This window comes from Gordonibacter urolithinfaciens (assembly GCF_900199375.1).
GTDB classification, from domain to species: Bacteria; Actinomycetota; Coriobacteriia; order Coriobacteriales; family Eggerthellaceae; genus Gordonibacter; species Gordonibacter urolithinfaciens.
This window is the reverse complement of the sequence record NZ_LT900217.1, coordinates 2,283,985-2,306,155: the sequence shown is the minus strand read 5'-3', so window position 1 is coordinate 2,306,155 and position 22,171 is coordinate 2,283,985. Positions and strand designations below refer to the sequence as shown.

Sequence of the window (22,171 nt, the reverse complement as noted above, 5' to 3'; positions counted from 1 at the left end):
GAGGCGCCTACGCGGCCTCTCCCGCTGCAACGTTGACGGCTTCGCACGCCTCCGCGCGCCCGGGCAGCAGCTTCTGCGCCAGCATGACGAACGCGAGGACGCCGAGGGACACCACGCCGATGGCGACGACGATCTCCACCCAGGTGGGGGTATACGAGCCGGCAAGGGCCCACATGCCGGTGCCGCCCTGCTGCGCCGCCGTCGTGCCGAGCGACACACCGGGGGCGCCCATCACATTGAACTCGACGAACGAGGTGAGCAGCAGCCACACGCGCTTGAAGAACACGCCCGCCACCACGCACGCGCTGGCGGCAGCCACCAGCCCCATGCGCGCGCGGTTCTTCACAAACACGAGGATGCAGAACGGGATGAGAATGCCCACGACGATCTCGAACCAGAAGAACGGGGCGGTGGCGCCCGTCGCCATGACGGCGAGCGTCTCGGCGCCGGCGGCGCCCGGATAGGCCATGGTCAGGACCTCGCAGCCCACGAGAAAGCCATCGACGGCGATGCAGACCGCCAAGAGCCCGGCGAGGTTCGACAGCAGCTTCTTGTCGGTTTTGAAGCGGCCGGACTTGTTGAGCCCCATGAGCGACAGTATGAGCAGCGCCAGGCCGGAGTCCATAGCCGACACCACGAACAAGGGCGCCATGATGGCCGAGTACCAGCCCTCGCGCGCCATCTCGAGGCCGAAGATCCACGCCGTCACGGAGTGCACGAGGATAGCGACGGGAAGCGCGAAGCGCGACACGATGGCCACCTTGTCCTGCGCGCCCGGCTTCTTCGACGTCATGAAGCGCAGATACACGATGTTGATGACGAGGTACAGCGTGATGACGCAGATGTCCCAGAACAGCGGCGACGTCGGATTCGGCCCCGTGACGATGCGCCACACGCGCTGGATGCCGCCGAGGTCGATGAGCACGAACATGCCGGCGCAGCAGATGCACACCGTGGACAGGATGACGGCGGGAAGCGCCACCTTCTTGTAGTCTGCCACGTGGAACACGCTGGCGGACGATGCCACGATCAGGCCGCCGGCGGAGAGGCCCACGAAGAACATGAACATGGTGATGTAGAGGCCCCACGACGTGCCGTTGTTCATGCCGGTCACGCCGAGGCCGCCCATGAGCTGGTAGATCCAGGCGGCGACTCCCACCGCCGTCAGCGCGCCGAGCACGCCGATTGCGGCTTTGGTTTTCGTAGAGGTTTGCATGGTTCGCACCTCCTCCTTAGTTGAAGTAACGGACTTGCGGGCGGGTTCCCTGCTCGGGAAGCAGGACGGTCGCATTGCGCTCGCGAATGACACGCGAGATCTCGCTCTCGGGATCGTCGAGGTCGCCGAAGACGCGCGCTTTGGCAAGGCAGCATTTCACGCACATGGGCTCGTCGCCGCGGTCGGTGCGCTCCTTGCAGAGCGTGCACTTCTCCACAACACCCTTTCCCCGCACCGGCACATCCCTGTCACCGTAGTTGAAGTCGGGGTCGCGCACCGGCTCGCTCCAGTTGAAGACACGCGCGTTGTACGGGCATGCCGCCATGCACATGCGGCAGCCGATGCACTTGTCGTAGTCGATCTCCACGCGGCCCTTGTCGTCCTTGTACGTGGCACCCGTGGGACACACGCGCAGGCATGCCGGGTTCTCGCAATGCTGGCAGGCAACGGGCAGATGCGCGCGCGAGACATGGGGATACGTACCCTGCACGCCCACCTCGAACTCACATTCTTCGTTGAGCACGCGGTTCCAAGCCATGCCCATGGGAACGTTGTTCTGCATCTTGCACGCCATGGCGCAGGTGTTGCACCCCGTGCAACGATCCAGGTTGATGGCAATAGCCAATCGCGTCATGAGGATCACCTATGCTTTCTTCACTTCGATAAGCGTGTCGTTGAAGGGAGTAACCCTCCCCTTGGCGAGCGCTTTTCCACGGGGGTTCGCAGCGTCGTTGGTAACGTTCTGCAAATCGCCGGCAGTCATATACTTGCTCCAAATGCCCTCGACGATGACCGTCGTCCCCGGACGCACCGCCTCGGTGGCAACACACGCGCATTGGAACGACCCACGATCGTTGAACGCCTCGATCACGTCACCGGACTCCAGGCCGCGCGCCTCCATGTCGACGGGGTTCATCTCGAGCGTCGGCTCGTAATGCTGGCGCAGCCACGAGGCGTCCATGAGGTTCTGGTGGATGAAGTATTTGGAGCGACGCTGCGTCATGACAAGCGGATATGTGTCCCGCAGGGGGTTGCCCTCGAACGCTTCATGAGGCGCTTCGTATTGGGGAAGAGCTTGGCCGTATTCCACCAGGTTCTCGTAGTACAGGTCGATCTTGCCCGATGTCGTCTTGTAGGTCTGGTTGCCGTAGCTGCGCGCGATATCCGGTTGGTTCTTCAGCGCGACCACGCCGTTGTGCGATACGACCTCGTCGAGGGTGATGCCGGCGAGCGCCTTGTCGGTCGCCTTTTCCAACTGGAAGCGCGTCAGCTCCTCCTGGCTCTTGGGAAGCGCATCCCCGTATCCCAGACGCTTGGCCATCTCGCGATCGATCCAGAAATCCGTCTTGCTCTCGAACAGGGGGTCGAGTACCTTCTGCTGCAGAAGGACATGGCCGCGCAGGGCGCGCACGAAGCCGATCTCCTCGTCCACTTCGAAGTGGGAGCACACCGGCAAAACGATATCGGCCCAATCCACCGAAGGCGTATGCCAGATGTCCTGCACGACAACGAAATCGAGGGTCTTCGCCCACTCGTTCGTGCGATTCTGGTTGCCGGCGATCTGTTGGAACGCGCCGTTCTGCACCCACATGAAGCGGATGCCGCTTTTCTCGTCGCGGTAGTCGACGCTCGCCTTCGGTGCCGAGGCGGTCTTGCACTCCGTCGGCAACGGCCACGAGGCCAGCTTGCCCGTACCAAATATCTTCTGGTACGCGTTCACGTACGCGCCCGCTCCCCATCCGGGAATGCCGGTTCCGAACGAGCCGACGAGCGTAGCCAGCAGCACTGCCGCATGACCTGCGACGTCAGCATTGTAGAACTTCTCCCCACCGCCGAAGCCAAAGGAGAGGATCGAAGGGCCATGGTTCGCATACTTATCGGTGATCTCAACGAGCACGTCTTCGCCTATGCCCGTCGTTTCGGCAGCCCAAGAGGATGTGTACTGCTTTTGGCCCTCTTTCAGCAGCTTGAAAACCGTGGCATACGCCTCTCCGTCGACAGTCGCCTCATATTCAAGCGCAGGGTTCACGCCTTCGGTATTATAGGCGGCCAAGGATCCTGCAGCCTCATCCCACACCATGAAAGGATTGTCGGAGCCGGGCTGCTTGATATCGCCGGCAGGGTTTTTACGCAGCAGCGACCCATCGGAACGCTTCACGAGGAACGGCATGCTCGTGTTGGCTTTCAGGTACGGGGCGTTGTACCACTCGTTGTCCAAGATGATCGAGATCATGCCCAAGTAGAGTGCCGGATCGGTTCCGGCGACCATGGGAATCCATCGCGTGCTCTTCTCGGCAGTCGTGCAGAAGTTGGGATCGAGCGTAATGATCTCGGCTCCCGCCTCCTTTGCCTCGAAGAAGTAGCGCGCGGTTACCATGCATGTCTCCAGCATGTTGCATCCCACGTTCAGGATGGTCTTGGCGTTCTTCCAATCGGTCACCTCGTTCGACGAGGCCCCCTGCTGACCTGATTCGGCAAGCGCCGGGGAGAAGCCATTGCCCAGCCCGATATCGATCCCGCGGTGGGGTTTCTCCTGGCCCTTGAGCAGTTTAGGAAGGAACGTGGTGAGCGAGTCAACGGCCGTTTGGATGGCAATGGCCTCCGGCCCATATTTCTCCTGGGTCTCCTTCACCTTTTCGGCAATGGTGTCGAGCGCCTCATCCCAGGTAATCTCGACAAACTCGCCCGCACCACGCTCGCCCACGCGCTTGAGCGGAACCTGCAGGCGCTCTTTGCTGTACGTATGCTGAATCTCGGAAATGCCCTTCAGGCAGATGGTTTCGTTGCGCTTGTCGGGCCATTCGTTCGGCTCGACCAAAACCATGCGTCCGTCGCGAACCGTGCACTTCAAATGGCAGTTGCATTGGCAGTGGCGATAGTGGAACGTATACCCCACCCGCTCCTCGGGTTCGGCATGCGCCTGCGCCGGTGCGAGCCAGCTGTCGGCCGTGGTCATGCCGGCGGCGCCTGCAAGGCCCAACGCGCCTGCCGCAGCACCCGTCGCCTTGAGAAAACCCCTTCTCGTGAGCCCGCTTCGCGGGCTTCTGGTTCCTGACATGGATCCTCCTCGAAGATGTCGTCAAGATATCCCCGCTTTGCCTGCCAAGCGAGCTTAGCGCCCCAGCCGACAAGCCCCATGCGAGAATATCCCCCTGCTTCTCGTGAGAATTGGCCAAATTCCCTCGGCTTCACTATACGAAATTATCCTATGACAATCAATGATTGTCATAGGATAATTTGTCATATGATTATTCTATTTTTAACATAGTTTTTCCTGATTGCGCAGGTCATTGAATTGTCAGGCTGCTACCTCCGCAGCGTAGCACATCATCCTCGACGCGCAACTGGGGCATCTAGGATGCTATCCCTCCAACTGCGTTTGCAGGTACTCCCTGAACGACGGCATGTCGAAGCGCACGTATCCTTTTTGATACTCGCCGATCACGCCCTGCTCCAACAAACGCCGTTTGTACTGGGAGGCGTAATTGCTCTTCACACCCATACGCTCGGCTATGTCGGCAAGGGAGCTGTCCTTGGCATCGGGAAGCATGGCGGCCAAAAAGCGCTTGTCCCCCTTCGACAGCTCGCGATAGGTGTATTCGAGAATCCCCTCCATCATCTCGCGACGGGCAAGCTCCACACCTCGGGCGACATCGTCTGGCGATATCTCCTTGGATGCAGGCCTCTCCGCCCAAATACGATAGCCAACAAGCTGCATCATATAGGGAAACCCATCGACAGCGCGTACGGCGGTATCGAGCGCCGTTGGCGATATGGCCCTACCGCCCTGCACGATGGTGATGCTCATGGCATCACGCACGTCGTTATCGGGAATACGGCCAAGAGCATGCTTGCGCGCCCTGCGAAGAAACGACACGCTTTCGTCGCCTAAAAGAGCTGACACTGCATGGGGAAGCCCCGCCATCAGAAGGGCGACTTTGCGGCCTTCGCGCACGAAATGCTGGTACACTCGGGCAAGTTGCCGCATTTCCTCGAGATCGACCCGTACTTCGTCGACCGTGATGAGCAGGCCCACCTCGTGCTCCGCAAGTTGATCGAGAAGCGCGTTCATCTGCGTGCGCCAATTGCCCGAACGCGGGGTCTCGTTATCCCACTCGAATCCGACAAACTGGCCGATGGTTATACCTTTGAGCTTCTTACCGTCCAACGAGTCAAGGAAATCACGCGCCGCAACGGTCGCCTGGTCGAGAACGTCCTCGAGCATTCCTGTCGCCGCAGTGGTGTTGGCGGATATCCATCCTTGCGATGCCGCCTCCTCGGCCACAAAAGAAAGGAGGGCGGTCTTGCCCGAACCGCGCGGGCCCGACACGATGGTCGAAAGATTGGGATCCCCGAGGCCGTTGGAAAAGGCGTTCGAAAGCTCCTCGATAAGATCCTCCCTTCCTGCCATGTAGGGCGGGATGATGCCGAACGAGGGTGTGAAAGGGTTGTGCAATACCATGGCTATACCTTTCCAGAAGGGCCTTGCGAGCATCATTTTTGCAAACTTTTTCGTTTTTTGCAAACTTTTGCAACTTTTGCATGAGCTGTCTACCTGGATCAATGTAAAAAGCGGAAATCCTTTGCGCAGGGTTCTCTCATGCTTTCCCGCTGCCCGCCTTTCCGCCTAGCGCATCCTTCGCCGCGTCGCCCAGCACGTCGCCGAAGCCCTCGCTGAACGAGCTCGGCACCACGACGGTGCCGCCCGTCTCGCGCACGCTCTCGTACAGGAGGTGCATCGAGCGCAGGCGCAGGGCGGCGTCGTTCTTCGCGTAGGTGTCGCCCATGTCGTCCATCATCTCGCAGATGTCTTGTTCGGCCTCCATGAGAATGATCCGGGCCTTCTTGCGCTGCTCGGCCTGGGCCTCCAGGCTCATGACGTCTTGCAGCTCTTTCGGCAGCAGGATGTCGCGCACCTCCACGGACAGGATGGTCACGCCCCAGGCGGCCACCTTCTCCTCCAGCACGCGCTTGAGCTCGCGGTCGAGCTGCTCGCGGCGGATGGCCACCTCGGCGGCGCCCGCGCGGCCTATGGCGTCGCGCAGCGCGGTCTGGGCAGCCAGCTCCACGGCGCGCGTGAAGTCGCCCACCTCGGTGCAAGCGGCCTTCGCGTCCCAAACATGCCAGAACAAGACGGCGTTCACGTCGAGGGGCACCAGGTCGGCCGTGAGCGTTTCCTCGGCGCCGAACGTGGTCACGCGCACGCGGCCGTCCACGCGCATGGTGTTCTGCTCGATAACGGGCCAGGTCCAGAACAGGCCCGGGCCCGACACGCGGTTGAACTTGCCCAGGCGCAGCACCACGACCTTCTCCCACTGCTGCGCGATGTGCACCGACATGGTGGCGAGCACGGCCACCACCAAGGCGGCAACCACCGCGCCGAGGCCGATGCCGCCGGCGAGAACCCATGCTGCGCCCAGCACAGCGCAGAAGGACACGGCGAACACCACCGCCGAGAACAGCAGCACGCCGGCGTTGGAGGCGCGCTCGCCCACGACCTCGGTGCTCGCATCGGGCACCACCTGGAAAGACCGCCGATGGGCGGGCGGCGGTGCCCCCTTGCCGGCGAACGCCGCCGTATCGGGCGCGAAGCCCTGCGCACCGCTTCTCCTTGCCAATGCCATCACGCTCCCGTCTGCGACGCGCGGCCAACGCAGCCCACGTCGATCTCCACGATACGGCCGCCTCCGGCCTCGCCGGCCGGCTCCTCCCCGGCTGCGCGCTTCATCTGCTTGATCTTGCGCGCCATGCACTTCTGCACGTCGTCGAGCGTCAGCCCCAGATCGCGGCACGACGCCACGCAATCGCCCAGGATGGCGTCGATCTCCTGGGCGTGCTCGTCGCCCACATCGGCATCGAGGCCCCGCACGAACACGCCGCGCCCGCGCGTGGACTCCAGGTACCCGTCGGAGACCAGGCTCAGGTACGCCTTGTTCACGGTGTTGTAGTTGATGGATATCTCGGACGCCAGACCGCGCACCGTGGGCAGCTGGTCGCCCGGCTTGAAGTAGCCGGTGTTGATAAGATGGATCAGCCGTTGCCGCAGCTGCACCCACAGGGGCACGTCGGTCGTGGTATCAACTTCGAACGGGAACATGTTCCTCCAGCCTTCTCTTCGTCAAGACGCCATCGCAAGCAGCGGATGCATGCCCGCCTCCACCACGCAGTACCGCATGATGAGCCCGCCAGCCAGCACACACGCCGCCGTCACGAGGGCGATCACCGGGCGCGGGCGCCGCAGCCGGGCCAAGGCCACGTCGAGCGCGAACGGCACGGCAAGCCCCGCCAGCACGAACCCGCCCCAGAACAGCCAGGCCGCCTCGCCCGCCACCAGGGCCTCGGCCGATGCCGCCAGGGCCTCGGCCGTGCGGTCGACCAGGAAGTCGCCGCCGATGCCCGCGAGCGCCGTGCCCGCGAACGCGGCCAGCACCACCGCCTCCAGCATGATGACGACGGCATCGACGGCAGCCAGCCGGCCGAGTACCGTGGCGAACGCAGACGCCGCGCCGGTGAGTTGGGCCGCGGCCAGCACGAGCGCCATGCCGCACGACAGCGACGACAGCACGAACAGCGCCGGCAGCCACGGTGTGGCCCACAGCGGCACCGCGTTCAGGCTCTGCAGCAGCAGCCCCGTGTACAGCATGACTGCGAGCGCCGCCAACGCCAGCGCCGCCTGCAGCACCCGCACCGCCGCGAAGCGCCAGCGCCGCGCCAGGCCAGCCCAAGCAAGCCCCGCCAGCACGGCCAGCGCCGCGCAAACCACCAGCGACCAGGCGCCCACCGCCACATGCGAGAGCGCAGGGCTGGTGAGCAGCAGAAGCAGGCGGTCGGCACGGCCCACGTCGGCCAGCAGGCACACCATGCCCAGCGCGAGCGCCACGAGCGCCGCCGCATAGCCGGGAGCCAGCAACCTGCGGTAGGGCGCCGGGGGCCGCAGCACCGCGTGCGCGCCCGCCGGGCCGCGGCCGACGCCGCGCCCGCCGACACCCTGCACCGCAACGAGCTCGCGCGGCGCCAGCATCCCCAGCACGGCGAGCACGAGGCACGCGCCCGCGCCCGTCCCGCCCAGGAACAGGTAGCACACGATCAGCGGACCGAGCATCGAGCCACCCCTTCCCTTTTCGGCCGTTGGGCACGCGCGTCAGACGCGCCGCGCAGCGAGCGCATGGCCCGCCGCCCAGGCATCCGACCGCGTACCGTGCACGCCGATGCGACGTGCGTCGAGCCCGTTCGTCGACGCTGCGCGATGCAAATTATCCTAAGACAATCATGGGGCTATTGTAGGGCATTTTGAGCGACCGTGCCATGTGCGCATCGTGCGAAGGCCGGGCGACGCACGCGTTGCAGAACGGCAGCGATGGTCGCGGCGGGGTGACGCTCGCGTTAGACTGGCCGGGAAAACTGTCAAGCTCGTGAGGGAAGGAGGACGTATGGAGTCCACCGTGTTCAAGAAAATGCATCTGGAAGAGGGCGCGAAAGGGGTCGCGCTGTACGCCCCGCCCGAGTTCCACGCCATGGCGGCCGGCCAGGAGCTGGTCGCCTTCCCCTCCAGAGGGCCGTACGACTTCGCGGTGCTGTTCGCCACGAACCTGGACGAGTACCGCGCGCGCATAGCCGAGGCACGCGAAGCGCTTTCCCGCCGCGGCGAGCTGTGGGTGGCCTTCCCGAAGCCGCGCGGACGGCAGGGGCGCACATTCGGGTGGCACGCGCTCTGGCTGACCGCCCGCCGCGAGGGATTGGAGGAGCGGATCGGCCTTGCGCTCGACGACGCCTGGGCGCTCGCTTGCTTCAAACCCGCGATGGAGAAGCGTTAGCGGAAGTTGCAGGCGGGGGTGGCCGCGGCAGCCGCAGGCGGGGGTGGCCGCGCTCGCGGAGCAGCGCCCCCCCCAATCGCCCAGAAGCGCCGCCGACCGTCGCCGGGCAGCCCCGCCGCTGCCACAGCCTCGATTCTCGTCCACACTCCTGATCAGGAGAAACACATCATCGTGCCTGTTCAGAAACCTGCGGCCACGTGGACGAGAATCGGGGCTGTGGCCCGAAAGCGGCCTCCCCTACCCGACGAGCGCGCCCAGCAGCGCGGCCGCGTCGCGGTAGAAGGGGACGCGCGACTTCGCGGCGACGCGCTCGGCGAAGCGGGGCATCCACGCGCGGGCGTGCCCCTCGAGGAAGGCGTCGTAGGCCGCCTCGGGCGAGCCGCCGGGGAGGTCGGCGCCGGCGGGCGCTCCCTCGGGCGGCACCGCGCCGGCGGCGCGCAGGGCCAGGTGCTCCAAGAGCTCGCATTCGGTGGCCACATGGTCGAGCGGCTCGTTCGTGCCCTCCGGGCGCCCGAGGCCGCACGCGCGCATGAAGCGCTCCACCTCCATGGAGTGCGGGTTCACGAACAGGAGCGCCTGCACCCCGTCGTCGGCCGCGCGCCACACGCCCTCGTAGGGCGAGACCGCGGGCGCGGGCGCGCCCACGAACAGGCGCGTGGCCTCGGGGCGCAGGGCGCCCAGGAGGGCATCCGAGCTGGAACACCCCGGCCCCTCCTCCTCGCGGCCGCCCCGTACCTCGAGACCGAGCACCGCCGCCAGCTCCTCGGCAGCCTCGGCCCACTCGCCGGATGCCACCGCCTCGGCCAGCTCCGAGCCCGGATAGCGGAAGGACAGCGCCGCCAGCTCCCACAGGGCCGCGCGGGCCTGCCACTCCTTCGGCTCGTCAATCAAGTTCGCCATCGCCCTTCCCCTTCCTCACCATGCGCACGATCCATCGTGCATGCACCACCACGTGCACCAGCAGCAACGTAAGCAAGACCTTCGCCGCAACCGCGTGCAACGGGTCCCAGAAATAATAGCCAGGCGCATACAATCCGAACGCCTGCAGAACCGCGCCCGACACCATGAGGCCGGACACCGTCACCACCATAAAGCTCGCCACGATAAGCGCGTCCAGCACGAGGTAGCCCGTACGCGCCCACGAGGGCTCGCCCCACGCCGAGCGCACCGCATCGGCCGCCCAATCGGCATGGGCGGCCGCATGCACCACAAACACGACCGCAAGCCCGAGCCCTGCCCACTCGTGCACCGCGATACCCGTGAAGGCGGGATTGGCCGCAACCGCGTATATCCCCAGCGCGAGAGCATCGATCCCAAGGTTTTTCCTGGCGTCCACAGCCCCCTCCTAAAGCTTCCGTACGATCAGCACCAGGCCGACCACCAGCACCACCGGCGCGAGCACCCACAGGTTCAGGCTCGCGTCGCTCGCCTGGTGGTAGCGCGTTGCCAACGTGTCCCATGCATGGCATTCCAAGCTCGAGCACGATGCCTCGGGGCAGCTCATCTCGTGGACGCCGTCGGGCGCGGGCACGTTGTCGAACCCATGGCACTCCCCCGAGACGCACCCGACGGCCGGGCAGGGGGAATCGGCCGTTATCGCCTGCGGCGGGCCCACCGCGGCATCGACCGCCAGTCCTGCGCCGAACACGCAGAGGCCTACCAGCAGAAACACCGTCAACGTCACCGCAAGTTTTCTCACCATGAAAACCATCGCCCTTCAATCCGGGGAGCCTGCCGCGCGACAACGCGCAAGCGACGATAGACGCCCGTCGAACTGCGAAGGCACGCCGGGCAGGGAGGGGGTCGGACCCGGCGCGCTTCGAACGAACAGTCGTCGTTACTTCGCGGGCTTGAGCGGCAGGAACTTCAGTCCCGCCAGCAAAAGGAGCGCCCCCAGGCCCATCACGCCCAGCGCCACGCCGAACTCGAGCGGCGTCGGGAAGTAGACCATACCCTGGTAGGCGCCCGCCATGCCGGACTCCCAGCCGGTGACGGTGTAAGGCGTCAGGGGACCGGCCATGTCGATGTTCGGGATCTGGAAGCCACCGACCAGCAGCTGCACGCGCTTGCAGAAGATGCCCACGATGGCCAGCAGCGATGCCACCACGATGAGCGGGCTCGTGCGCAGCCTCGGCACGAAGCACACCACGGCGCAGAGGATGCAGCCCACGACCTCGGTCCAGAAGAACGGTGCGAGCGGCCCAGCGGTCAGCATGGCGACGACCTCCGCGCCCGAGGCGTTCGGGAAGCCGGCGGTCAGGAGGTCGCAGGCGAAGAAGTACAGGTCCACCAGCACGAACGCACCCAGCATCTTCGCCAGCTTCACGATGCTCGCCTGGTCGAGCTCGAGGTAGCCCGCCCGGCGCAGCGCGATGACCACCACGAGCACGAGCGAGGTGCCGCACACGAGCGCCGAGGACACGAACCACGGGGCCAGAAGCGCCGTGTACCACATCTCGTGGCTCTGCTGCAGGCCGAAGATCCAGGCCGTCACCGAGTGCACCAGGATGGCGCACGCAAGCGCGACCACGCTGATGGCGCGCAGCGACCTCTCGGACCCCTTGCCGCCCTCGAAGCGCAGCGTGGCCCACAGGTACGCGATGGAAAGGACGAGGTAGGTGCCCAGCACGACGATGTCCCACATGAGCGGCGAGCCGAGGTTCGAGTACGCGAACAGCTCCCACAATCGCGCCGGGTGCCCCAGGTCCACCACCACGAAGGCGATGGCGAGCACCGTGCAGCAGATGGACGTCCACACAGCCACCTTCGAGATGCCGCCGAAGCCCTTCATACCGAACGCGCGCGGCACCGATGAGATGATGAGGCCGCCAGCCGACAGGCCCACCAGGAACATGAACAGGGTGATGTAGAGCCCCCACGAGTCGAAGTTGCGCATCCCCGTCTGCACGAGGCCGCCGGAGAGCTGCACGACCCACAGGGCGAGGCCCGCGACGGTCACGACGGCAGCGACCGCGATGCCGATATTGATTCCCCTGCCCCCGAATTTGGCAGCAGGGACCTTGGGCGACGAAGCTCTAGGCGATGGTGTCGCCGAAATATCCTCGGTCATGATAGTTCTCCTTCCAAGCTAAACGAGGTAGTAAACGGACGGTTCCGTTCCGCGCTCCGGCAGCAATTGCTGGTATCCGCGTTCGCGAATAAGGCGAGAGACGTCAGAGTCAGGATCGTTTAAATCCCCGAAATGCCGAGCACGGGCAGAGCAAGCCTCAACGCATGCAGGCGCTAACCCCTTAGCAAGCCGATGCCAGCACATGGTGCATTTTTCTACAACATGTTTCTGATGCCCAGGCACATCGGAGTCTCCGACGGAGAATTCAAGATGATACCTCGGCTCTTCCCAGTTGAACGAGCGCACACCCGTGTAAGGGCAGGCCGCCATGCACATACGACAACCGATACACTTGTCATAGTCTTGACGCACGACTCCCGTTTCCTCATCCTTGTAAGTCGCCCCTACCGGACACACCTTCACGCACGCAGGGTTTTCGCAATGCTGACAGGCAAGCGTTATGTTGTACATTTCAAGATTCGGGTACATCCCTGAAGGTGCATCCATGTGATTGCCGCCGACCGTCATCACCCGGTTCCACCAATTGAAGTTAGGAAGATTATTTTCTATCTTGCAAGCGACTGCACATGAATTGCATGCTATGCAACGCTTGGTATCTATCGTCATTCCGAGCCGTTCTTTTACCACAGTGCTCACCCCTCATTCCAGACACGAATCTCGACCAGATTGTCGAAATAGCTCTCATTCACCCCAACTGGATCGTAGACCGAAGTCAGCAATTCCGACCACGATCCGGCTTTGAATTGGTTTTGCTGCCAGCTTTTCGGGTACACCGTACATCCGGGACGAACGGCATCGTTAAGGATGGCTTTCGCAACGCAGTGGCCGCGATCGTTGTACACTTCCACATAGTCGCCATCTGCTATATTGCGCTCGCCAGCATCGACGGGATTCATTTTGATAGTCGGCTCGGGGTCGAGCTCGCGCAGGTACTGGTTGTCAGACCACATGGAATGCACGCGGAATCTTGGACGTTCGCTCAAAAGAATGAGCTTGTATTTATCCCAGGCAGGACTTCCTTGGTACGCCTCAGTCGGATTGAAATACCGCGGCAAGTGTTCGCGTTCAACATCGAATTCTTGCCCCATATCAAACTGAACGGTCGGATTCTCTACATAGAACTCCATTCGCCCAGAAGGAGTTTTGAATTCGGCATTCTCCCACGGTATCCAAGGCTTGCTTGGATACCAATACATGTCTTCGTTCTTTTTCACGTTTTCCCAGGTTATACCTAGCTTTTCCAAAGCCGGCGTATTGATGACCTGTGCCATGTATTGGTCATCGGAAAGAGAAAGCAAGTCAGGATGGCCCATCTTTTCGGCAAATAGGCGAAGGATATCCAAGTCAGACTTCGACTCGTACAAAGGATCAATCGCTTTTTCACTATAGATAAAGCATTGCGTGGCCGAAATGGCAATCACATCTTGTTGCTCGAACCAATGCGCAGCTGGAAGAACGATGTCGGCATACTTGACCGTATCGGTAAACGTATAATCGGCAACGACGAGAAAATCGAGATTTCCTACAATATCGCGTAGGTATTCATTAGTGTTTACTTGATTGCAAACGGGGTTCCCTGAATAAACGTAGAGCGACTTAATAGGATAATCCTGTCCTTTATACTTACCAGTACGCATTATTTCGGGCAAAAACAGCGCCGATATCATGGGATATTTTGCAGCCGCCATGCCCTTTACCAAAGCATTGATGCCCCAACAGGGTTTAAAATCACCAATACCGGTACCCGCACCCGGATAACCTATTTGCCCCGTTAAAGCCGCCATGGTTATATTGGCATGGGCGGCGTGCACGCCATTCGTGTATGAGTTGGATCCCCAGCCGAGTCGATGAATGCACGGACCATCCACCGCCATATGGGCCAGTTCGATAATAGTATCAGCGGGGATATCGCATATCTTCGAGGCCGCTTCCGGTGAATAGTCCATGATATCGGCAACGAGAAGATCGTATGCGGTACGACAAGTGACCCCGTTAAAGTTATACGTTCCGCTTAGCCTGGGGTCCTTGGCATCATCAGCTCCGACCGGCTTTCCGTCGAATTCGAGCACCGCCGGCTGGTCTACAATCTTCGTTATCGTCGAACCCTGGCCAACAGCGGCGCCCTTGTTAGAACTTGAGGCGGCCGAAACCTGCTCTCTGCTTACCTCGATAACAGTCGGCTCCACCCCAAGATCACTCATGCGAAGGAATTTCCCTGTATCTTCTCTGACTAGAAACGGAGCGCACGTGTGCTCCTTGAGAAACGGCCTGTTCTCAAGCTCCTCACTCACCATCACATACATCATAGACAACGCGAGCGCAGCATCGGTTGCTGGCTGTATCGGCACCCATTTGTCTGCTTTAGCAGCTAATTGCGTTAAAACTGGATCGATAACCACCAGCTTCGTACCTGATTCTTGAGCTTCCGCTATGAAATGCCAATCGTGCATCTGGGCATCTGTGATATTGGCTCCCCAGACAAATAGCGTTTTAGCATTCTTGAAGTCCGAAGGATCATTAAGAACCCAATCGCCCAGGCTGCCTACAACGCGATTGACGCCACGCGTATTTGCCTGATCACGAGCAATCTTGATCTGCGTTGCATTGATCTTATTGAAGAAAACATTGAACATGGGAGAAGCAACGCCGCTGATCGTTCCCATATTGCCCGATCCTCGCGTGTAAGCAATTGCCTGGTCGCCGTACTTCTCTCGTATCGCCTGCCATTTTTCAGCAATTTCAGTCACAGCTTCATCCCAGCTGATGCGCTCCCACTCTCCCGCGCCTCGATCTCCGACACGCCTCAAGGGATATTGGATCCTGTTCGGACCGTAAACGTTGTAGGGGTGACTTAAACCACGCAGACAAATCCTATCGATCTCGCCGTTCGGAAAGGAATTGAATTTGCGCTTTGAAGTCTTTACGATTTTGTTATCGCGAACATGGACGTTGAGCTTGCAAGTGCCAGAGCAATTGCCGCGGCAGACTCCGCAGAATACATGTTCGCTCTTCGTTTCATCCTGACCTGACTCGTAATTTGCCGCCAAGGCCTGGAGCGACGGCGTTGCGGCGGTACCGACCGCGGCCAGACCGGCCGCAACGGCAGTCGTCTTGAGAAAGCTTCGGCGCGTGAACCCAGAATGTGGGCGTTCGTTTCCTGACATATCTCCTCCTCAAAGATCATCAGGATACCCTGGAGAAAGCTGCTCGGGAAAACGTAGTGCGCACCTCCGCTCCCCTCGCTTGGCCTTCGGGATACCCCCTTGTTAATCCTCGTATTGGCCAATCTCGATATTGTCACATTATCACAATGTCTTGCGACAATCAATAGAATAAACTATGCCGGATCGGAGATAGAAGGAGATAGAAGGGTCATCTACGATGTGCTAGCCGAACGCCTTCATGCGAACTTTGGCGCCGAAAAGGATGCGGTCGGCCAATGCATCGGCTTCCTCGCCGAAGCCCGAGCATACCGCCTGCTCCGCCGCACGCCGCAGCGCATCGGGCAGCTCATGTCGCAAGCGCGCACGCTCGTCCGCAGCCTGCCAAGCTGGCTGCCTCAGCTCTTTCGCAAGCAGGTCGAAGTCGTCGGCATTCACCTTGTCGATATTCAGATGTTCCCCCACGCGCAGGCCCATGCTGCGACTCAGTTTGGCTCCGCGCCGACCGTCGTACACCGCTGTCGACACAAGATCATAGGCCGGAACAAAGCGCACGGAGTTGGAGCCAGTCCAGGCAAGCGAATAGTTTTTAAGATGCGCGCCGCAATTGCTGATCAAATAGTTGTACAGCATCAAGCTGGTGCTGGGAATAACCGAGCTGTTTCCGTCGCGCACGAACGATCGCGCCAAAGTCACCTGCCGAGAGTATTCGATTCATACCGCGTTCCCGTTCGGGATGAACCCAGCGACTTGAGAACACTATTACCGATCGGGAACGGTCAAGGGTTTTCGCGCTATTGCCCCCGATCGGCAACGACACGTCGGGCGGGCGGGCGCCTAGTGCGCAAGTTTCTTGTTCGCCAGTCGGGCGGCCACCATGGCGATGATGTCGTCGTCGGCGAGGCCGGCGTTGGCGCAGGCCCGGATCATGTCGTCCACCAGCAGCTCCACGGGGCTGTTCGCAGCCAGGTCGGCGCCCACGGAATGGCGCTCGGCCACGAATGTTCCCCTGCCCTTGCGGGTGGAGATGTAGCCCTCGCGCTCGAGGTCCATGTAGGCGCGGTTCACCGTGTTGTAGCTGATGTCCAGGTCCACGGCCAGCGCGCGCACCGTGGGCAGGCGGTCGCCCGGAACGTAGGCGCCCGAGCCTATGAGATAGGCGATGCGGTTCTTCACCTGTATCCATACGGGCAGGCCGCTGCTGTAATCTATTTCGAACGACTCAAGCGGGCTCATGGGGCTTTCTCTCACGGTGTCGGTTAGCTTTCATCATAACAGAACCACGTTGCCGCAGGTTGCAGGCCTTGCAACGTTCGCGCAATCCCCGCAACGGGAGTGCCGCGGGCGAACGATCCGTATGAGAGACGCCCCTCGGGTAAACGGTTCAATCCCCATGCCGACCACCGCTTTTCCCCGAACCAGTGCCTCTTCGAGCACTCCGTTCCGCACCGGGGCGGGACGGCTTTCGGTTGCCGCCCCGATAGCCGGGCTCATTGCCGGCCGCCCCTCACCGCGTCCGACGGCGCCCTGCCGAGCCCGTCGGCACCGGCCTTGTCCGCGGCGTCGGCGAAGCCGTCCGAGAACGAGCTCGGCACCGTGACCACGGCGCTCTTTGACTTCTTCACGGTGTCGTACTGCATGAGCATCGTGCGCAGCTTCAGGGCCGCGTCGGGATCGCCGTAGATGCGCGCGGCCTCGGCCAGCATCTCGGCCAGGTCGCTCTCCACGCTGGCCACGGACATGCGCGCGTTCTTCTCGCGGTCGGCCTGGGCCTCCAGGCTCATGGCCTCCTGCAGCTCGTCGGGGATCACGATGTCGCGCACCTTCACCGAGATGATGTCGACGCCCCAGTTGGCCGCCTCCTTCTCAATGTCCTCCTTTATCTCGATATCCAGCTGGTCGCGGCGCAGCGCCACCTCGGCCACGGTCGAACGGCCCACAGCCTCGCGCATGGCCGTCTGGGCGAGAAACGACACGGCGGCGTAGTAGTCCTCCACTTCGGTGCACGCCTTCTCGGCATCCCACACCACCCAGAACAGCACCGCGTCCACCGTCACCGGCACGAGGTCGGCCGTGAGCGTCTTCTCGGCGTAGAACGGCGTGGCGATGGTGCGCTGGTCCACGCGGATGGTGCCGTGCTCGATGAGGGGAATGGTGAAGTACAGGCCCGGCCCCACGACGCGTGCCAGCTTGCCGAAGCGCAGCACCACCACCTTCTCCCAGGAGAGCGCAATGTGCGTGGAGGACAGCACGAGCAACGCCGTGAGCAGCGCAGCGACGATGGCAGCGAGGCCGATGCCGCCGGTCGCGACGAGGGCGACGCCCAGCACGACAGCGCCCGTCATCACGAACACGGCGATACTGAAGATGACCGCGCCGTTGCGCGATGACTTGCGCGGCACGTACGAGGTGGCGGCCCTGATCTCGGCCTCCTTGTCGGTGAGCTCGTAGGGGGCGTCCCGCATGGTGCGGTCGGCTTTGCTTCGTCTCATGGCTTTGCCTCTCATCCTATCGTCAACCGAACAGCAGGCCGGGTAGCTGCGTCGCATCGTAGGCCCCGGCGCCCACGAGGCAGAACCTAAGCGCGAACCCACCCGCCAGAAGCGCCGCCGCGATCCACAGAAGCTGCGTGCGGCTGTTGCCGTGCGTGAGGCAGCGCTCGAGCGCGAACGGAGCCGCCAGGCCGCACAGGACCGCACCGCCCCAGAACGCCCAGCGCAGATCGCCCGCGACGAGCGCCTGCGCTGCGAGCGCCGTGCCCTCTCCTGCAAACGCCCAGGCTAGATAGCCAGCCATCACCAGGGCCTCCAGCACCAGCAGTACTCCGTCGACGAGCGCCAGGCGAGCGAGCGGGCGCGTGATGGGCCGACGCGTCTCGACGAACGCGGCGCCCAGGAAGGCGCAGGCGATGCCGCACGACAGCGAGGACAGCGAGAACAGCATCGGCAGAAGCGGCGTCTGCCAGAACAGCACCGACGCCAACCCCTGCAGCAGCACGCCCGTGTACGCCACGGCCACGAGCCCCGCCGCCACGCCGGCCACGGCCGCTCCCCACACAACAGCGGGCCGGACGCGCACCCCGTCCAGCAGCTCAACCAGCGAGAACACGCCGGCGCAGGCAAGCGCGAGAACCAGCGCGTAGGCGCCCACGGCGATGGCCGACGGCTCCGGGGACGTGAGCAGGCTCAGCAGGCGCTCCGGGCGGCCGAGATCCACGAGCAGGCAGAGCATGCCCGCCGCCAGGGCCACGAAGCACACGGGCCAGCCGCGTGCGAAGAACTCGTCGGGCAGCGCGAGCGCCCGCTCGACGCGCGCAGCCCGGGCGGGAGGGAGCGCGAACCGACGCCGCACGTTGGCGCATTCGAGCGCGCCCAACACGACGAGCGCCCCCGCCCCGGCTCCGCCGAGGAACAGATAACCTGTCGTGAGCAGGTTGAACATACGTATCTCGACCCCCTGTGCAGCCTGCAGGCGCGGCAGGCCGGCCCCTCAGACCGCTGGTCGCCCTCCGCCGCGGATGCGCTCTTGCGACGAGCACGCCGACTGCCGCGAATGGCGCTCGCATCACGCCCGACAGCATCTTATTTGTCGCAATGTAACAAATCATAGGTATTATAGCACCATCGTAACGGAACGGCGACCCCGCGCCCGCATCCCGCCAATCACCCAGAAGCGCCGCCGACCATCGCCGGGCAGCCCCGCCGCTGCCATAGCCTCGATTCTCGTCCACACTCTTGATCAGGCGAAACGTATCATTTCCCCTGTTCAAGAATCTGCGATCATGTGGACGAGAATCGAGGCTATGGCCAAAAAGCGCCTCCCCTACCCGACAAGCGCGCCCAGCAGCGCAGCGGCGGCACGGCAGAAGGAGACGTCACCCCGCCGCCCACCCGCCCACCCGCCGCACTCGGCTGGTTTCCCTCGGCCGGTGCCGGGCGCGTGGCAATGCCGTGACAAGAGCGCCACGCTCCCCCTCTGCAAGGCAAGCGCGGCGCCGAACACCTCCATACTTCTGCGAATCGGCCCCTTCAAAGGAGGTACACCATGTATCCCGACCTCAACGGCAAGACCGCCGTAGTCACCGGCGCATCCGTCGGCCTCGGCCACGGCATCGCGCGGCGATTCTTGCAGGAGGGCATGAGCGTCGTCGTCAACTTCCACAGCGACAAGCACCGCGGCGAGGCCCAGAAACTCGCCGACGAGTTCAACGCGCCGGGCGAGACCGCGCACGTCGTGCTCGTGCAGGCGGACATCTCGCAGGAGGACGGCGCGCCCAAGCTCCGCGAAGCCGCGCTCGAGCACTTCGGCGGCATCGACGTATGGGTGAACAACGCCGGCATCGAGTCGCGCCACCCCACCCACGAGCTGCCCCTCGACGTGTGGGAGAAGACGCTCGCCGTCAACCTGACCGGCGTGTTCCTGGGCTCGAAGGCGGCGCTCGAGCACTTCGTCGAGCAGGACCGGAAAGGCTGCATCATCAACCTGTCATCCGTCCACGAGCGCATTCCCTGGCCCACGTTCGCGCACTACGCGGCCAGCAAGGGCGGCGTGAAACTGTTCAGCGAGACCATCGCGCTCGAGTACGCGCACCGCGGAATCCGCGTGAACTGCATCGCGCCGGGCGCCATCGAGACGCCCATCAACGCCGAGAAGTTCGAGGACCCCGAGGCGCGCGCCCAGACGGAGCGCATGATCCCGATGCACCGCATTGGCACGGTGGAGCAGGTGGCCGCCGCCGCAGCCTGGCTCGCATCGGACGAGTCGAGCTACGTCACCGGCACGAGCCTGTTCGTGGACGGCGGCATGGCGCTGTACCCGTCGTTCGAGCGGGGCGATGGCTGATGGCGCGGTGGATGGACCTGCGCCACACGTACAACCTGAAGGGCAAGCTGCTGTTCTCGTGCATCGGCGTGGTATGCATCGCGCTGGGCACCACCGTGTGCCGCGTGGGCAACGTGGGCGTGGATCCGTTCACGGCCATGAACCTGGGGCTGAGCGCGCTCGTCGGCATGGACTTCGGCACGTTCCAGCTGTTGGTGAACCTCGTGATACTCGTGGCGGTGTTCGCACTCGACAAGTGGCAGATAGGCTTGGGCACCATCATCAACATGGTGTTCGTGGGGTACTTGATCGAGCTCTTCACCTGGCTGTACGGCCTGCTGCCGTGGCAGCCGTCGGGCCTCGCGAGCGCGGGCGCGCACCTGGTGATCGGAACGCTGCTGTTCACGCTGGGCGTGTCGCTCTACCTGAAGACCCGCATGGGCGTGGCACCCATCGACGCCGTCGCGCCCGTGATCGTGGCGCGCACGCGGTTCTCCTACACGCCCGTGCGCATGGCCCAGGACATCCTCGTGACCGTGGTGGCCCTCTTCGCCGGCGGGCCCATCGGGGTGTTCACCGTAGTGGCCGCCTTCATGACCGGGCCCCTGATCACCGCATGGAACCGAGTGGCCACGCTTCGGCTCTACCGGCGCTTCCACGTGCTGAACCGGGAAGAGTTGGCGCAGGAGCGCGGTTAACGGCACCGTATGAAAGGAGTCTGCGCCATGGAGCGAGCGAGGGCGAAGCGGCGCCTGTTCGTGGGAACCTACACCGAGGGCACCGCGAGCGAGGGCATCTACGTGCTCGCGTTCGACGAGGGCGGGCGCCGCCTGCACATCGTGAACGCCGGAACGCATGCACCGAACCCCTCGTACCTCGTGCGCGCGCAGCCGACCGGCGAGCAGGCGGGCGCGGAGGCCGGCGCGCAGACGAAGCTCGGCGGAAGCGCGGCGAGCACCCTGTACGCAGCTCACGAGCTGGCCGACCGCAGCTGCCTGACCGCCTACGAGGCAGCCGAGGACGGGATGCTCTGCTGCCGGGGCACGTGCTCGTCGCCCGCGGATGCCGGAACCTGCTTCGCCGCCGTGCATCCCGACGGGCGCTGCCTCTACGGCGCGAACTACGCAAGCGGCTCGGTGGGGCTGTGCCTGCTCGACGCCAACGGAAACCCCTGCGGCGGCCTGCCGTCGGTGCGCCATGCGGGAAGCGGACCGAACCGCGCGCGGCAGGGCGCGCCGCACGTGCACTCGGCATGCTTCGTGCCCGGCACGAACCTGCTGGCCGTGGTTGACCTGGGGATCGACACCGTGACGCTCTACCGGGCCGAGGCCACCGGAACGCTCGAGACCCCGCCGGTGGAAACCGTGCGCGTGCCGCCCGGCTCGGGCCCGCGCATGCTGGCGTTCCATCCCCACCTGCCGCTGGCGGCCCTGGTGAACGAGCTGGCGAACGACGTGCTGCTGTACCGGTACGACCGGGCAGGCACGGGCTGGAGGCTGGCAGGGCACCTGGCGCTCCCGACCGCGGCCGAAGGGCGGGGTGCGCCTTCCACCCATGCCGCGTCATCGGCGGACGGGCCGTCGGAGGGTGAGGCGCATGCCCAGGCCATCGCCGGGCATCCCGTACTGGCGGCGCATCCCGCGTTCTCGCCGGACGGGCGGCGCCTTTACGTGTCCGTGCGCGGCAGCGACCGTCTGGCGCTGTTCGACATCGACCAGGACGGCGCCGCAACCCCGCTCGCCGACTGCCCGTGCGGCGGGCGCGGCCCGCGCCATTTCTCGCTCTCCCCCGAGGGGCGGCACCTGGCCGTGGCGAACCAGGACAACAACGAGGTGGTCATATTCGCCCTCGACCCGGCCACGGGCGCTCCTCGCGAGGAGGCGCGCATCGCCATCCCCCAGCCCTCGTGCGTCATCTGGGACGGGTAGGCCGAGAAGCAAAACGCGAAATCCTGGAGATGCTGCGGCGATTGCCAAACCGAGTGTTTTTTGACAGGCCAATGAACAGGTAATATATTGTATTTTACCTGTTCATTGGCCTGTTTTGTTCTGTCAAAAAACTACCAGTT

General features: G+C 63.6%; 21 protein-coding genes. 4 read left to right on the top strand and 17 right to left on the bottom strand.

All coding sequences use genetic code 11. From position 1 onward, the window contains the following. Positions 1-7: 7 nt before the first annotated feature. The 7 genes from nrfD (BN3560_RS09945) to nrfD (BN3560_RS09915) form a co-directional block, all read right to left on the bottom strand. The gene (gene nrfD, locus BN3560_RS09945; protein ID WP_096227920.1) at positions 8-1,216 is read right to left on the bottom strand and encodes an NrfD/PsrC family molybdoenzyme membrane anchor subunit; all 1,209 of its coding nucleotides are present in this window, start codon (positions 1,214-1,216) and stop codon (positions 8-10) included. A gap of 16 nt (positions 1,217-1,232) precedes the next feature. After that, on the bottom strand, positions 1,233-1,850 hold the full coding sequence (locus BN3560_RS09940; RefSeq protein ID WP_096228662.1) for a 4Fe-4S dicluster domain-containing protein: 618 nt from the start codon (positions 1,848-1,850) through the stop codon (positions 1,233-1,235). A 9-nt stretch (positions 1,851-1,859) separates the two neighbouring features. Then, on the bottom strand, positions 1,860-4,274 hold the full coding sequence (locus tag BN3560_RS09935; protein ID WP_096227919.1) for a molybdopterin-dependent oxidoreductase: 2,415 nt from the start codon (positions 4,272-4,274) through the stop codon (positions 1,860-1,862). 303 nt (positions 4,275-4,577) lie between these two features. Next, positions 4,578-5,678 (bottom strand): AAA family ATPase, encoded by a 1,101-nt coding sequence (locus BN3560_RS09930; RefSeq protein WP_227115151.1) that lies wholly within the window; start codon positions 5,676-5,678, stop codon positions 4,578-4,580. A 136-nt stretch (positions 5,679-5,814) separates the two neighbouring features. Next, the gene (locus BN3560_RS09925) at positions 5,815-6,840 is read right to left on the bottom strand and encodes a slipin family protein (RefSeq protein ID WP_096227917.1); all 1,026 of its coding nucleotides are present in this window, start codon (positions 6,838-6,840) and stop codon (positions 5,815-5,817) included. Next, positions 6,840-7,313 carry a GntR family transcriptional regulator gene (locus BN3560_RS09920; protein ID WP_096227916.1) on the bottom strand — a complete coding sequence of 158 codons (474 nt, stop codon included), beginning with the start codon at positions 7,311-7,313 and terminating at the stop codon, positions 6,840-6,842. The genes BN3560_RS09925 and BN3560_RS09920 overlap by 1 nt, the downstream gene beginning before the upstream one ends. A gap of 21 nt (positions 7,314-7,334) precedes the next feature. Further along, on the bottom strand, positions 7,335-8,318 hold the full coding sequence (gene nrfD / locus BN3560_RS09915; RefSeq protein WP_096227915.1) for an NrfD/PsrC family molybdoenzyme membrane anchor subunit: 984 nt from the start codon (positions 8,316-8,318) through the stop codon (positions 7,335-7,337). A gap of 328 nt (positions 8,319-8,646) precedes the next feature. Between nrfD (BN3560_RS09915) and BN3560_RS09910 the strand changes: the two genes are divergently transcribed. Continuing rightward, a complete protein-coding gene (locus BN3560_RS09910; RefSeq protein WP_096227914.1) occupies positions 8,647-9,030 on the top strand; it encodes a hypothetical protein in 384 nt (127 codons plus the stop codon). A gap of 237 nt (positions 9,031-9,267) precedes the next feature. Here BN3560_RS09910 and BN3560_RS09905 read toward each other — a convergent pair whose 3' ends face one another. From BN3560_RS09905 to nrfD (BN3560_RS09860), 10 genes are all read right to left on the bottom strand, one after another. Next, positions 9,268-9,930: a TorD/DmsD family molecular chaperone gene (locus tag BN3560_RS09905; protein ID WP_096227913.1), complete on the bottom strand. Its 663-nt coding sequence runs from the start codon at positions 9,928-9,930 to the stop codon at positions 9,268-9,270. Further along, positions 9,914-10,366, bottom strand: a complete 453-nt coding sequence (locus tag BN3560_RS09900; RefSeq protein WP_096228661.1) for a DUF4405 domain-containing protein — start codon at positions 10,364-10,366, stop codon at positions 9,914-9,916. The genes BN3560_RS09905 and BN3560_RS09900 overlap by 17 nt, the downstream gene beginning before the upstream one ends. A 9-nt stretch (positions 10,367-10,375) precedes the next feature. Further along, positions 10,376-10,732, bottom strand: coding sequence for a hypothetical protein (locus BN3560_RS09895; protein WP_096228660.1), 357 nt, complete (start codon positions 10,730-10,732; stop codon positions 10,376-10,378). A 135-nt stretch (positions 10,733-10,867) separates the two neighbouring features. Continuing rightward, on the bottom strand, positions 10,868-12,100 hold the full coding sequence (gene nrfD, locus BN3560_RS09890; RefSeq protein ID WP_096227912.1) for an NrfD/PsrC family molybdoenzyme membrane anchor subunit: 1,233 nt from the start codon (positions 12,098-12,100) through the stop codon (positions 10,868-10,870). An 18-nt stretch (positions 12,101-12,118) separates the two neighbouring features. Beyond that, positions 12,119-12,727, bottom strand: a complete 609-nt coding sequence (locus BN3560_RS09885) for a 4Fe-4S dicluster domain-containing protein (protein WP_083809010.1) — start codon at positions 12,725-12,727, stop codon at positions 12,119-12,121. Between the two features lie 26 nt (positions 12,728-12,753). Continuing rightward, positions 12,754-15,285 carry a molybdopterin-containing oxidoreductase family protein gene (locus BN3560_RS09880; RefSeq protein ID WP_096227911.1) on the bottom strand — a complete coding sequence of 844 codons (2,532 nt, stop codon included), beginning with the start codon at positions 15,283-15,285 and terminating at the stop codon, positions 12,754-12,756. A gap of 222 nt (positions 15,286-15,507) precedes the next feature. Further along, positions 15,508-15,972 (bottom strand): HipA domain-containing protein, encoded by a 465-nt coding sequence (locus BN3560_RS09875; protein WP_123649843.1) that lies wholly within the window; start codon positions 15,970-15,972, stop codon positions 15,508-15,510. A gap of 147 nt (positions 15,973-16,119) precedes the next feature. Continuing rightward, positions 16,120-16,518, bottom strand: a complete 399-nt coding sequence (locus BN3560_RS09870) for a GntR family transcriptional regulator (RefSeq protein ID WP_087191269.1) — start codon at positions 16,516-16,518, stop codon at positions 16,120-16,122. A gap of 254 nt (positions 16,519-16,772) precedes the next feature. Then, complete coding sequence (locus BN3560_RS09865; RefSeq protein ID WP_231897381.1) at positions 16,773-17,774, bottom strand: slipin family protein; 1,002 nt, start codon at positions 17,772-17,774, stop codon at positions 16,773-16,775. 22 nt (positions 17,775-17,796) lie between these two features. Continuing rightward, positions 17,797-18,723 (bottom strand): NrfD/PsrC family molybdoenzyme membrane anchor subunit, encoded by a 927-nt coding sequence (gene nrfD / locus BN3560_RS09860; protein WP_096227909.1) that lies wholly within the window; start codon positions 18,721-18,723, stop codon positions 17,797-17,799. 603 nt (positions 18,724-19,326) lie between these two features. Between nrfD (BN3560_RS09860) and BN3560_RS09850 the strand changes: the two genes are divergently transcribed. From BN3560_RS09850 to BN3560_RS09840, 3 genes are read left to right on the top strand one after another with little or no spacing between them, the layout of a single operon-like run. Then, positions 19,327-20,124 carry a glucose 1-dehydrogenase gene (locus BN3560_RS09850; protein ID WP_096227907.1) on the top strand — a complete coding sequence of 266 codons (798 nt, stop codon included), beginning with the start codon at positions 19,327-19,329 and terminating at the stop codon, positions 20,122-20,124. Next, positions 20,124-20,801, top strand: coding sequence for a YczE/YyaS/YitT family protein (locus tag BN3560_RS09845; protein ID WP_096227906.1), 678 nt, complete (start codon positions 20,124-20,126; stop codon positions 20,799-20,801). The genes BN3560_RS09850 and BN3560_RS09845 overlap by 1 nt, the downstream gene beginning before the upstream one ends. A gap of 27 nt (positions 20,802-20,828) precedes the next feature. Further along, complete coding sequence (locus tag BN3560_RS09840) at positions 20,829-22,031, top strand: lactonase family protein (RefSeq protein ID WP_231897380.1); 1,203 nt, start codon at positions 20,829-20,831, stop codon at positions 22,029-22,031. Positions 22,032-22,171 lie beyond the last annotated feature (140 nt).

Bases quoted from the DNA above. Each gene is read 5' to 3' on its own strand.
- nrfD (WP_096227920.1), bottom strand. From the start codon at position 1,216: ATGCAAACCTCTACGAAAACCAAAGCCGCAATCGGCGTGCTCGGCGCG.
- BN3560_RS09940 (WP_096228662.1), bottom strand. From the start codon at position 1,850: ATGACGCGATTGGCTATTGCCATCAACCTGGATCGTTGCACGGGGTGC.
- BN3560_RS09935 (WP_096227919.1), bottom strand. From the start codon at position 4,274: ATGTCAGGAACCAGAAGCCCGCGAAGCGGGCTCACGAGAAGGGGTTTT.
- BN3560_RS09930 (WP_227115151.1), bottom strand. From the start codon at position 5,678: ATGGTATTGCACAACCCTTTCACACCCTCGTTCGGCATCATCCCGCCC.
- BN3560_RS09925 (WP_096227917.1), bottom strand. From the start codon at position 6,840: ATGGCATTGGCAAGGAGAAGCGGTGCGCAGGGCTTCGCGCCCGATACG.
- BN3560_RS09920 (WP_096227916.1), bottom strand. From the start codon at position 7,313: ATGTTCCCGTTCGAAGTTGATACCACGACCGACGTGCCCCTGTGGGTG.
- nrfD (WP_096227915.1), bottom strand. From the start codon at position 8,318: ATGCTCGGTCCGCTGATCGTGTGCTACCTGTTCCTGGGCGGGACGGGC.
- BN3560_RS09910 (WP_096227914.1), top strand. From the start codon at position 8,647: ATGGAGTCCACCGTGTTCAAGAAAATGCATCTGGAAGAGGGCGCGAAA.
- BN3560_RS09905 (WP_096227913.1), bottom strand. From the start codon at position 9,930: ATGGCGAACTTGATTGACGAGCCGAAGGAGTGGCAGGCCCGCGCGGCC.
- BN3560_RS09895 (WP_096228660.1), bottom strand. From the start codon at position 10,732: ATGGTGAGAAAACTTGCGGTGACGTTGACGGTGTTTCTGCTGGTAGGC.
- nrfD (WP_096227912.1), bottom strand. From the start codon at position 12,100: ATGACCGAGGATATTTCGGCGACACCATCGCCTAGAGCTTCGTCGCCC.
- BN3560_RS09885 (WP_083809010.1), bottom strand. From the start codon at position 12,727: ATGACGATAGATACCAAGCGTTGCATAGCATGCAATTCATGTGCAGTC.
- BN3560_RS09880 (WP_096227911.1), bottom strand. From the start codon at position 15,285: ATGTCAGGAAACGAACGCCCACATTCTGGGTTCACGCGCCGAAGCTTT.
- BN3560_RS09870 (WP_087191269.1), bottom strand. From the start codon at position 16,518: ATGAGCCCGCTTGAGTCGTTCGAAATAGATTACAGCAGCGGCCTGCCC.
- BN3560_RS09865 (WP_231897381.1), bottom strand. From the start codon at position 17,774: ATGAGACGAAGCAAAGCCGACCGCACCATGCGGGACGCCCCCTACGAG.
- nrfD (WP_096227909.1), bottom strand. From the start codon at position 18,723: ATGTTCAACCTGCTCACGACAGGTTATCTGTTCCTCGGCGGAGCCGGG.
- BN3560_RS09850 (WP_096227907.1), top strand. From the start codon at position 19,327: ATGTATCCCGACCTCAACGGCAAGACCGCCGTAGTCACCGGCGCATCC.
- BN3560_RS09845 (WP_096227906.1), top strand. From the start codon at position 20,124: ATGGCGCGGTGGATGGACCTGCGCCACACGTACAACCTGAAGGGCAAG.
- BN3560_RS09840 (WP_231897380.1), top strand. From the start codon at position 20,829: ATGGAGCGAGCGAGGGCGAAGCGGCGCCTGTTCGTGGGAACCTACACC.